Annotated in this window: 9 protein-coding genes; 2 read left to right on the forward strand and 7 right to left on the reverse strand. The window is 61.1% G+C overall.

All coding sequences use genetic code 11. The features are described 5' to 3' along the window. Window positions 1–170 precede the first annotated feature (170 nt). The gene (locus DBR18_RS00850) at window positions 171–1,151 is read right to left on the reverse strand and encodes a diaminopimelate epimerase (protein WP_108588909.1); all 981 of its coding nucleotides are present in this window, start codon (window positions 1,149–1,151) and stop codon (window positions 171–173) included. Between the two features lie 622 nt (window positions 1,152–1,773). Here DBR18_RS00850 and DBR18_RS00865 point away from each other — a divergent pair. Continuing rightward, window positions 1,774–2,925 (forward strand): MFS transporter, encoded by a 1,152-nt coding sequence (locus tag DBR18_RS00865; protein ID WP_108588911.1) that lies wholly within the window; start codon window positions 1,774–1,776, stop codon window positions 2,923–2,925. Between the two features lie 90 nt (window positions 2,926–3,015). Here DBR18_RS00865 and DBR18_RS00870 read toward each other — a convergent pair whose 3' ends face one another. The 4 genes from DBR18_RS00870 to DBR18_RS00885 form a co-directional block, all read right to left on the reverse strand. After that, window positions 3,016–5,439 carry a TonB-dependent receptor gene (locus DBR18_RS00870; RefSeq protein ID WP_108588912.1) on the reverse strand — a complete coding sequence of 808 codons (2,424 nt, stop codon included), beginning with the start codon at window positions 5,437–5,439 and terminating at the stop codon, window positions 3,016–3,018. 98 nt (window positions 5,440–5,537) lie between these two features. Continuing rightward, a complete protein-coding gene (locus tag DBR18_RS00875) occupies window positions 5,538–6,521 on the reverse strand; it encodes a FecR family protein (protein ID WP_108588913.1) in 984 nt (327 codons plus the stop codon). A 40-nt stretch (window positions 6,522–6,561) separates the two neighbouring features. Further along, window positions 6,562–7,062, reverse strand: a complete 501-nt coding sequence (locus DBR18_RS00880; protein WP_108588914.1) for a sigma-70 family RNA polymerase sigma factor — start codon at window positions 7,060–7,062, stop codon at window positions 6,562–6,564. Between the two features lie 95 nt (window positions 7,063–7,157). Further along, entirely contained in the window at window positions 7,158–7,535 is a 378-nt protein-coding gene (locus DBR18_RS00885; protein ID WP_108588915.1) for a cytochrome c, read from the reverse strand. 224 nt (window positions 7,536–7,759) lie between these two features. Here DBR18_RS00885 and nhaA point away from each other — a divergent pair, with 224 nt between their 5' ends. Further along, a complete protein-coding gene (gene nhaA / locus DBR18_RS00890) occupies window positions 7,760–8,968 on the forward strand; it encodes a Na+/H+ antiporter NhaA (protein ID WP_108588916.1) in 1,209 nt (402 codons plus the stop codon). A gap of 175 nt (window positions 8,969–9,143) precedes the next feature. Here the strand turns inward: nhaA and DBR18_RS00895 are convergent, their stop codons facing one another. Together DBR18_RS00895 and DBR18_RS00900 are read right to left on the reverse strand one after the other, a co-directional pair. Beyond that, complete coding sequence (locus DBR18_RS00895) at window positions 9,144–9,524, reverse strand: hypothetical protein (RefSeq protein WP_108588917.1); 381 nt, start codon at window positions 9,522–9,524, stop codon at window positions 9,144–9,146. A 332-nt stretch (window positions 9,525–9,856) separates the two neighbouring features. Continuing rightward, a partial coding sequence (locus DBR18_RS00900) for a hemagglutinin repeat-containing protein (RefSeq protein ID WP_177482332.1) occupies window positions 9,857–11,603 on the reverse strand: 1,747 nt, incomplete at its 5' end.

Below are 11,603 nucleotides of genomic sequence, written 5' to 3' on the forward strand. Positions count from 1 at the left end.
CTCTGACGTGACAACCCGATATCCCATGATGCTTCCTTAAATCGACGCTCCTACATCATGGTCTAAAAAAATTCGACCACAACACGGCAGCTCCTACAAAATGCTCCTGATCCTGTAGGGGTATGCATTTCCCTGTGGGAGCTGGCCTGCCAGCGAAGGCGATTGCCGGTTCAGTCCATCAATCGCGCCGTACCAAACAGCCTGACCCGCATCAATTCGCCCTGCTCTTCTTCAAGCAACACCGGCGCCGTCCCGCCCGGCATGACGACGTGCACTTCGCCGCTCGCCACCCAACCCACCGCCCATGCCGCACACGCCACCGCACTGGCACTGGTGCCTGAAGACGCCGTCGGCCCTTCGCCACGCTCGAACACCCGGGCGACGATGCGCTGCGCAAACTCAAGCGCGGCCCATTGCAGGTTGACGCCCGCCGGGCATGGCTGGCCGGCGCCCGTCGGCATCGCGTAGGCGATTCGGGTCAGGCCTTCGGCCCAAGGCGATTCACGCATTTTTGAGTTGCCCGGCAGTTGGGCAACGTCGGTCAACAACGTCACGCAATGCGGGTTGCCGATACGCACGAACTGGCTGTGCTGCCACGCGGGATCGAGCTGGGCCAAGGGTTCTACATGGCTCACTTCACGCCCGTTGAACTCACGACTTTCAATATTCTGCGCATCCACCGCCGACGGCCCGAAGCCCGGTTGACCGAGGTCCAGCCAGAAGCCGCTGACACCTTCGATTTCAGCCGGTTTGACCGAGGTCTCCACAGCGTCCCCTTTGTCGTGATGCACCCGCAGCAACGCGCCTTCTGCGGGCATCAGCCCCTGCTCGAGCAACGATTGGGAAAAGATCGTCAGGCCGTTGCCGCTGCGTTCGGCCAAGGTGCCGTCGGTGTTGACGATCAACACATCAAATGGCGCCGCCGGCTGAAACGGGCCGATCAACAGACCATCGCTGCGATGCGATTTGCTCCCCGCTGGGCGCTGCCCTTCGGGCCAGTCGCAACAAAGCGCTATCGCAGCCTGACTCCATGCCAGTCTCGACACAGCACACTGCGCGGCGCTGACCGGCAAATCGATCCCCGCCGCGCGAAGCCTCTGCGGCGAAACCACCCCGTAAATATTGCCTCGCGCATCGTAGAACTGCGTCATCACCGGCCTCACTCCCCTTGTCGAAGCAACCACTGTAAACCGCGATCCTCTGTAGGAGTGAGCCTGCTCGCGATAGCAGTGCATCAGCCGCCAAATTGATTAGCTGATACACCGCCTTCGCGAGCAGGCTCGCTCCCACCTTGGATGACCGGTGCTCACAAATGCCCGGTTCTGTGCAAAAACCCGTGGGAGCGAGCTTGCTCGCGAAGGCGGCGTGTCAGCCACCAATCTCATCGTCGGAACCTGCGCAATCGCGAGCAGGCTCACTCCTACATTGGATGACCGGCGCTCACAAATGCCCGGTTCTGTGCAAAAACCCGTGGGAGCGAGCTTGCTCGCGAAGGCGGCGTGTCAGCCACCAATCTCATCGCCTGAACCTGCGCAATAGCGAGCAGGCTCACTCCTACATTGGATGACCGGCGCTCACAAATCCTGTGGGAGCGAGCCTGCTCGCGAAAGCGGTGTGTGAGCCGCCATATTCATTGCCTGGTACACCGCAATCGCGGGCAAGCTCGCTGCCACAGGTTAGGATGTCGGTTGCACCTGCCCCGAGACCTGCGATCGAACCTCGACGCGCGATCATGGTCATTCGGGGACGCGACGTTTTTTGCCAAGGATCGATATGACCAGCCTCAACCCCCAAGACACCTTCGTCCCCGGACGCCTGCAACAGATGTCGACGCGCATCGCTTTTTTCATCGCCGGGCTCGGCATTGCCGCGTGGGCGCCGCTGGTGCCGTACGCCAAGGCCCGCGCCGGACTCGATGAGGGTACGTTGGGCCTTCTGCTGCTGTGCCTGGGGGTCGGTTCGATTCTGGCGATGCCGCTGGCGGGGATTCTCGCCACGCGCTTTGGCTGCCGCAAAGTCGCCACCGGCGGCACCTTGCTGATCTGCGCGGCACTGCCGTTGCTGGCGACGGTGTCGTCGATACCGGCGCTGATCGCCACGCTGTTCATGTTCGGCGCCGGGTTGGGCACGGTGGATTCGACCGTCAACCTGCAGGCGGTAATCGTCGAGCGGGCCAGCGGCAAGCACATGATGTCGGGGTTTCATGGCCTGTTCAGCCTTGGTGGGATTGTCGGCGCGGCCGGTGTCAGCGCCTTGCTTGGCCTCGGCCTGACGCCGCTGGCGGCGATGCTGGTGGTGGTGGCGGTGTTGATCGGCGCGCTGTTCAAAGCGGTGCCGCACATGCTGCCCTACGGCAGTGAAAGTTCCGGGCCGGCGTTCGCGATTCCCCACGGCATCGTGCTGTTCATCGGCGGGATGTGCTTCATCGTGTTCCTCACCGAAGGCGCAGCGCTGGACTGGAGCGCAGTGTTCCTTGCGCAGGAACGCGGGATCGACACGGCGTATGCGGGCTTGGGTTACGCCGCATTTGCCCTGACCATGACGGCGGGACGCTTGTTGGGTGACCGGATCGTGCGCAGTGTCGGGGCCACGCGGATCATTCTGTTCGGCGGGTTGTTGGCGGCGGCAGGTCTGTTTCTGGCGACCTTCGCCCCGAGCTGGGAAGCCGCGCTGCTGGGTTATGCGCTGGTCGGCGCCGGCTGTTCGAACATCGTGCCGGTGCTGTACACGGCGGTGGGCAAGCAGACGGTGATGCCGGAAAGCATCGCGGTGCCGGCAATCACCACGCTGGGTTACGCGGGAATTCTGGCAGGGCCGGCGGTGATCGGTTTTGTCGCCCATGCCAGCAGTTTGAGTTTTGCTTTCGGGTTGATGGCGGTGCTGTTGGTGGCAGTCGCCATCGGCGGGAAGGTGCTGAAAGTCTGAAGCAAAAAGATCGCAGCCTGCGGCAGCTCCTACAGGAAACGCATTCCAATGTAGGAGCTGCCGCAGGCTGCGATCTTTTGCTCTTAAGCCTTAAAAACCGACGCTGGCCTGCACAAAGAACGTGCGTGGCGCACCGACATACATCCCCGAATTGTTGTCGCTGGATCGGGTGAAATACTGCTTGTCGAAGATGTTTTTCACCCCGGCGCCGAGCTTCAGGTTCGACACCTGCGGCCCGAAGTCATAACCGCCGCGCACGTTCCAGGTCACGTACCCCGGGATGTCGCCGTACTGCCCGTCGGCCGTGCCTTCGGTGATGTAGTTGCCGTTGAAGCTGCCATCGGCGTTGACCCCGGTGCCCGGCGAGCGCTGTTTCGATTGGGCGAAACCGTCGATGTTGTAGGTCCAGCGATTGACGTCGTAACGCAAGCCCACGGTCACCACCTGCCGCGAATAGAACGGTAGATCACGGCCCTTGAAACCAGGAATCTCGCCTTCGTAGGTGGCGCGGGTGTAGGTGAAACCGGCGTTGGCGGTCAGCCCGTCAAGGCGCGGGTCGAGCGCGGCCATGTCGTAATGCACCGACGCCTCGATGCCCTGGTGCTTGGTCGCGCCGAGGTTGGTCCAGCCGACATCGTTGCTGATGTATTGCAGTTCGTCATCGAAGTCGATGTAGAACAGCGTCACTTCCCCGCCCCACACGTCATCGTTGTAGCGCGTGCCGATCTCGTAGGTCTTGGCCTTTTCCGGCTCCAGACCGTTGGCGGTCTGATCACCCGAGCCGCCCTGACCGAGCTGGAAGTACTGCAGGCTGCCGAACGAAGTTTCGTAGTTGGCGAACAGTTTCCACGCATCCGACAGGTGATACATCACGCTCAGCGCCGGCAGCGGTTCGTTGCTTTCGATGCTGCGGTTTTTCTCCGGCACGCGTTTGCCTGCGGTGTCGAGCACGGCGCGGTCATGCCAGTCGGTGCTGATGTGCTCGAAGCGAATGCCGGGGGTGATGGTCCAGTTGCCGACGTCGATCTTGTTGTCGACGTACACCGAATTGGCCTCGGTGCCACCGGTGCGGTCCTGGAACACATGGCCGTCAGAGGTCGGGGTGACCACCGGCTGATTGTTGACCAGCGCCAGACGGCTCGACTGCTCGTGCATCGCTTCTTTCAGGTAGCGATAACCGACGCTGACTTCCTGAGTGGTCGGGCCGACATCAAACACCCGCGACACCCGCGGCTCGACGCCCAGGGTGTAGTAGGAACGCGGGTACGAGCTGAGGGTTTTCTGGTCGCGGGCGGCGATGGTGCTGCCGCGAAAGCTGTCGGTGTAGTAGGTGAGGATTTCTGCTTGGGTGCGCTCGTCGATCTGGCGGATCCACTTGAACGACACGTCTTTGCGCCGGCCACTGAAGTTATCGTAATCGCGCACCGAGTCGTACGGTTTGTCGTCGTACTGCTTCTGCGTCAGGCCGCCGGGCATGTCGGCGCTGGCGTCGTAGTAATGGAAGTTGAGGCTGAAATCATCCTGATCGGTCGGCGCCCAATGGGTCTTGAGCAGCACGTCGTCGATGTCGTTGCCGTTGTTGCGTTCGCGGTAACCGTTGCCGTTGACCCCGGAGTACAGCAGCGCCACGCCCATGCCGTTATCGGCAGTACCGCCGAGAAACGCCGTGTCGATGTGCTTCCAGCCGCCGTAGCGGGTGGTTTCCAGGGTGGTGCCGATTTCCCCGGTGGCTTTTTCCGGGATGGCGCGGGTGACGAAGTTGATCACCCCGCCGACGTTTTGCGGCCCGTAACGTACGGATCCGGCGCCGCGAACCACGTCGATGCTGTCCAGGTTGCCGGAGGAGATCGGCGCCATCGACAGTTGTGGCTGGCCGTACGGCGCAAACGCAGCCGGCACGCCATCGATCAGCACCGTGGAGCGTGGCGACAGGCGCGAAGTCAGGCCCCGCACGCCGACGTTCAGCGCAATGTCGCTGCCGCCGGTGCCGTTGGAGTCCTGCACCTGCACGCCCGGTACGCGCTTGAGCACGTCACTGACGTTCATCGCGCCCTGCTCGACCATCGCTTCGCGGCGGATCACCGTGCGCGCACCCGGATGGTTCTGCACCACGGCGGCGTCGGCATCGCCTAGCCAGTCGCCGACCACTTTGATGTCGGTCACGCCCAGTTCCAGTGGGCCATTGCTGGCGGCAGTTGCGGCCGGAGCCAAAGTCACCGAGCCTTCGTTGATCTGATAGTCGAGGCCACTGCCTTGCAACAACTGGCGCAGAGCCTGCTCCGGGGAAATATCGCCATCGACCGCTGGTGCCTGTTTGCCGGCGACCAGATCGGGGCTGAAAAACACTTGCAGCGACGTTTGCTGACCCAGTTCGCTCAGGGCCTGGCCCAGCGGCTGGGCGCGGATATGAATGGCGTCGGCGGCATACGCCAGTGGCATGGCAGCGTTGACCGCCAGCGCCAGGGCCAGCGGTAACCAAGGGGATTTTTTGTTGTTGGCTGAGGTGTTTTTCACGTCGAACGTAGTCCTGTGGATCGCAAGAGTGTGCGTCTGTTAATGCAAACCAGTTGCAGTTGAACAGGAAGACGATGAACTCGAAAAAAACCTGAATTTTATTTTGAAATTATTTCCTGACTGCCATCGGCATGGGTGCGAACGGCCACCGGCAGGATGTTTGGCAGGGCCTTGAGCAAGGCGTCGGTGTTGTCGGATTTGAACACGCTGGTCAGGCGCAGACTGGCCACGGCCGGGTTGCTGACCGTCAGTGGCTTGTCACGGTAACGCGAAACTTCCGCCGCCACTTCGCTGAGGCTGGCGTCGTTGAACACCAGTTTGCCGCTGCGCCAGGCCGTCAGCTCGGCAGGATTGACCGCATAGGCCGTCGCGACTTTGCCTTCGGCATCGATGTGGGTGCCGAGGCCTGCGGTCAGGTTGATGAATTGATTGTCCGGCGCGTTGCGCCCCTGCACCTTGACCGTGCCCTGCTCCACCGCGACCCGGGTTTGCGTGGCGTCGCGGCGCACATCGAAGCGGGTGCCGGTGACCGTGACCTTGCCACTGCCGGCCTCGACCACGAACGGTCGCGAGGTGTCGTGCTCGACGCTGAACATCGCCTCGCCTTCGGACAGTTCGATCAGCCGCCGATCCTTTTCATAGCGCACCTGCAGACGGCTGCGACTATTGAGATCGATCACCGAACCGTCCGGCAAGGCCACGTGCTTGCGCTCACCGAGCGCGGTGGCGAATTCGGCGCGGTAACCGGCAGGATGGTTCAAACCGCTGAACAGACCGAGGCCGAGCGCCACCGCCAGCACACTCGCGGCCACGGCGTAGCGCAGCAGCGGGCGCCGTTCGCGGCGGGTTGGCGCAGTGTCGGCAAGTGCCTTGAGGCGCGGTGCCGGCAGCAGATCGGCTGCGGTCCACAAGCCTTGCAGCAACTGAAATTCGTCACGGTGCTGCGGATGCTGGTTCAGCCAGGTGTCGAAGCGCTGCTGTTCCTCGGCGCTGGTGGCTGGATCCTGCAAACGCACAAACCAGCGCGCCGCTTCATCACGCACCGTTGTTTGCCCGCACGCGCAATCACGGGTATCCATCATGGAATGTCCTGTCGGGCTGGGGATGAAAAGCGGCGGGCGCTCATGACTGCATGCCGTCGAGACGATCGCGCAGGTGCCGCAGGGTGCGGATCATATACTTTTCGACCATGTTTCTGGACAGCCCCAGGCGTTCGGCGATTTCCGCCTGGGTCAGCCCTTCGATCTTCTGCCAGACGAAAATCCTGCGGCAGTTGAGCGGCAGCTCCTGCAGCGCCCGTTCAATGGAGTCGGCCAGCTGGATCGCATGCATGTAATGCTCCGGGTCGCCGGTTGACGACTCACTGTGATCGATCGCCTGCGACTCCATGGCACCCCGCCGGTCCTCACGCCGATAACCATCGACCGCGATGTTGCGTGCAGTCTGGTGCAGATACGCCCGTGGCTGCTGCACCGCTGCCGAATCCGTTTCAAGCACCCGCACAAAGGTGTCGTGCGCCAGATCCTCAGCCTGCGCGCGATTGCGCAGGCGCCGGGTCCAGGTGCCGATCAACTCTTCGTAATGCTCGAAAAAGCCGGGTCTGCGGGGCAGCATGGGGTTCATGACGGCGTGCTGTGGAAAGGGGCACGAATAGTAATGCTTCCTATTAAGACCGGCAATTCATTCCTTGGACGCCGAGGCCGCCGCTCATTCCGGGATCAGCGTGTTTTTGTAATCACCCCTGCCATGTATTGATGCAGATCGCGAAAATCCTGAACGCTCCAGGCGTGCGGCGCGATCTTTACGCCGTTATCCCGCAAGGTTTTTGGAATCAGGTTGCCATTCGGACGAAGGATGATCGAGGACACGATAACGCCCGGATAATCATTGAGCCGTTTCTTGAACGCGGAGGTTGTCAGGTCTGGTGTCGGCGGATTGCTTTTGTTGGCCAATGGCCCGGTTGCCTTGATATCGGCGCCGTGGCACACGGCACATCGCTGTGTGTAGAGAGTCTTGCCGTTGGCATTTTCCGCAACGGACAGGGAGGTCTGAATGACTGATAAAAAAGCGGATAAGGCGATGGGGATTGCTTTCATTTTTATAGGGGGTCAGAGGCTGAAACGGACGGCGCACAGCTAAGCACATATCAGGAAGCCAATTGCCACGTATCGAGAAATTGCCGGGCAGCGCTCCACGTCGTCGAGTTTTTCGCAGCCGTCCCGCCTATTGTGTAAAATGCCGCCCGGGTGCCACCGCAACAACGCGGCAGGGCAGGTTTAATTCAGCGCAGGTCGGGCCGCCGCGCGGAGTTGCTGTGCCTATGAGCCACGATCCGTCACGCCTGCAGACTGCCCCTGCCCGCCAGGAGTCGCCTTCTGCCCTGGCCTTTCTCTCGCGATTTTTCGCCGCCGAATCCGCCGGTGGCCTGATTCTGATGGCCGCTGCTTTGGCCGCGCTGCTGGTCGCCAACTCGCCGTGGGCGGCTACGTACTTCTCGACTTTGCACATCAAAGTCGCCGGTCTGTCGATCGAGCATTGGGTGAACGATGGCCTGATGGCGATCTTCTTCATGCTGGTAGGCCTGGAGATCAAGCGCGAGATGCTCGCTGGCCAGCTATCGACCTGGGGCCAGCGCGCGCTGCCGGGTTTCGCCGCTTTGGGCGGGATGCTGGTCCCGGCCTTGATCTACGTTGCGATCAACTGGGGTAATCCACAAACCCTCAGCGGGTGGGCGATCCCCGCCGCCACCGACATTGCTTTCGCCTTGGGCGTGCTGTCGCTGCTGGGCAAACGGGTGCCCGTCTCGCTGAAAATCTTCCTCTCCGCGCTGGCCATCCTCGATGACTTGGGCGCGGTGGTGATCATCGCGATTTTCTACACCAGCGGGCTGTCGGTGAGCATGCTGCTGGCCTCGTTGGCGGTGATTGCACTGCTGGTGATCCTCAACCGCTGCGGCGTCAGAAAGCTGTGGCCGTACCTGATCGCCGGTGCCCTGTTGTGGTTCTTCATGCTGCAATCGGGGATCCACGCGACCCTCGCCGGAGTGATTCTGGCGTTGTGCATTCCGCTGGGTAACCCGGAAGACGAGCACAACTCGCCGCTGCTGTACCTCGAAGAAAAAATGCATCCGTGGGTGGCGTTCGCCGTGGTACCGATTTTCGGCTTCGCCAACGCAGGTGTGTCGTTGACCGGCATTGCTCCGAGCAACCTGCTCGAGCCAGTGCCGCTGGGCGTGGCGCTGGGGCTGTTGTTCGGCAAGCAGATCGGCATCCTCGGCCTCGGCGCACTGGCAATTCGCAGCGGTCTGGCGCAACTGCCGCAAGGCGCAAGCTGGCTGCAACTGTACGGCGTCGCCCTGCTCTGCGGGATCGGCTTCACCATGAGCCTGTTCATTGGCGCACTGGCCTTCCCGGGCGCGCCGCATCTGGTCGATTCGGTGAAGGTTGGGGTGTTGCTGGGTTCGATCCTGTCCGCGCTGCTGGCGGTGGTCGTGCTGATGAAGGCGGGTAAGGCGAAGGCGTCGAACTGACCTTCAGCAAGTCGTCTCAGTCAACTGGCGTTGACTGAGACTGAGGCTCTTCAGGAGCAGCCGAGCTACGCGATCTGGAACTGTTGCGACCCAACAGCTCTGGATCCTTCAGTGACATTAATACATTGCACTAGCGACAGATCCCGCCTGCTGTGCAAATCAGCCTTTGTACACCTCAAACTTCGTCGCATGACTGCCCTGCACCATTCAACAATCGTACCTGGACCAGTGCATTTTTCCCCCCGCCACCATTGATGGTATAGGTGACACGCGCCGATCCATCTTTAATGGGCTTGATATGCGCTGACCAATCATAAATGGTTTTCTCAATACCATTGGCGATGTCACTCTCGGTGATAAAGTGATTGAGCGAAGTCTGTGTACCGGGAATGGGTTGCTCGCCCGCTTTATCGCTGTATCCCTGCCAGTCCAGTTTCAATACCGCCCCGATCTGTACGCCTGACAGCGGACCTACTTTAATCTTCACACCGTTCTGTGGAGTCGAACGGCAACTAATAACGCCGTTAATGGCGCCTGGAAAAGTGATATCGCTCATTGTTGTATCTCCTTGATGACTTATTGGATGCCGACGAAACCAATCTGGCTGGAAGTACCGGAACCTGATCTTCAGTTTTCAAGGAAACTCTCACAACTGTCAGAAATGACAGTTTTTTAAAACTCTTTGCTATGACGACTATTCATTTTTCGATCTATATATTCGACCTGCGTATTTGCCTGCGATGGTTTCGCAGCGTCTATCTTCACGGTAATACGACAGATCAAAACGAGCGGGCTTGCTCGCGAAGGCGTCAATTCAGTCAGCTAATTTTTCGACTGAATCTCCGCCTTCGCGAGCAAGCCCGCACACAGTTTTTACAGCGGTGATGCTCAGCCTTTTTCGTCGATCCCGGCCTGCAGGGTCTGACTGTCCAGATGGCCGCTCAGGGTCACCGGACCGACTTTCAGATTGCCGTTATCGAACGACACCTTCGGTGCGTTCTCCTCGGTTTTCTGCGGCAGGTCCAGTCCGGCTTTCACCCCGTAGTCACGGTTGACCAGATCGCTGCTACCGACCTTCGAACCGCCCAGATCCACCTTGCCCTCAGGCGATGAAATCCGCGCGCCAGTCAGCTGCGTTGCGCCGCCCACCGCAAGGTTCACACCCTGATTGCCACTGATACCGGACGCCTGCGCGACGCTGTTCTTGTGCGCGTATTCGCCTTGCGCCTTGAGCGTCGGTTTGTAGTCGGTGCCGGCGAGTTTTTCCTTGTCGCTCGGTGGGTTTTTCTTCGCGGTCAGGCCCAGGTCAATATCAACCTTGGCTTGGGTCGTCGAGTCCTGACGGCTTTCAACGGTCAGATCACCGGCGACCTTGCCGCTGACATTTTTTGCGTCGATCCGCGCACCCGACAGCTGTGCATCACCGCCACTGTTCAGCACCACGCTGTCAGCCTTGATCTGGCTGTTTTGCTGAGTGGTGCCTTGCAGGTAATCGACGCCGACCTTGGCCCCGGCGTTGAAGCCGTGATCGCTGCTGGCCTTTTCATCGGCTGCGGTCGGGGTCTTGCTGCTGAGGTTGCCGCCGGCATTCAGCGCGACGTTCCAGTTGTTGCGACTCTCGTTGGACTGCGCTGACTCCTGGACGAAACCGCCCCTCTGCGCATCGATGCTCACGTTCGGCGCGCCGACTTGCGTGCCTTGCAGGTGCACCGCATCACCGCTGAACGCGACGCTGCTCTGGCTATTGAGCTGGCCGCCGGTCAGGATTTGCGAGTTTTCGTTGATTCGGCCGATGTTGAAATTGCCGCTCAGATTGCCGCCCTGATCACGACTCTTCTCACTGCTGGTCTTGCTGCCACCGCCCTTCAAACCGCCACCGAGATTGCTGCCTGTCGCGGTGTGCGTATCGGTGGCCGCTTGCAGATCAAGCTTGCCGTCAGCGTGCAGATCGATGGCGCCGGCACTGTCGATCTTCGTGCCCTGCTGAACCTGATTGCCGCCGCTGCTCAGTTGCACCGGGCCGTTGCCGCTGACGCTCGCCACACGGGCCTGAGTGTCAGTGGTCTGCTTGCCGGTGTGATCGAGCTGGAAGCCAGCGCCGAGGTCGACGTTGGTGCCATCGGTGCCCGGCAAGGTGCCGACCGTCAGCGAGCCGTTGCCGCGCAGGCTGGAGTCGCTGCTGCTCTGACGGTCATTGGCCTGATTCAGCGCCAGATCGCCGCCGGTGGTGATGTTCACACCGCCCTGCCCGCCGTCGAAATGGCTGCCGGCAAATTGCGCGTCGGCGCCAACGTTGATGTTCACGCCCTGATTGCCGGCATAGCCGCCGACCACTGCGGTGCTGCTGTCCTTGCTGCTGTAGCTGTTGCCACCCGCGCCGCTGCCGGCGACGTTCACGTCCTCGCCGGTCTTGGTGTAAACGCGTACGTCGACCTTGGCATCCACTGAGTTGTCGGTGCCGCTGTGAGTATTGCTCGCGGCATCGGCAACCAGCTTATCGGCGCTGATGTTCACCCCGCCATTGCTGGCGTTGTACTGGGTGCCCTGGTCGCGCAGGGTACCGGCGGTTTTCACATCGACGCTGCCGCCGTCGAAACGGCTGACCACGGCGTTGCTGTTCTGCTCGGTCTTGTCG

Origin of the sequence: Pseudomonas sp. HMWF021 (genome assembly GCF_003061005.1) — a bacterium.
Taxonomy (GTDB): domain Bacteria; phylum Pseudomonadota; class Gammaproteobacteria; order Pseudomonadales; family Pseudomonadaceae; genus Aquipseudomonas.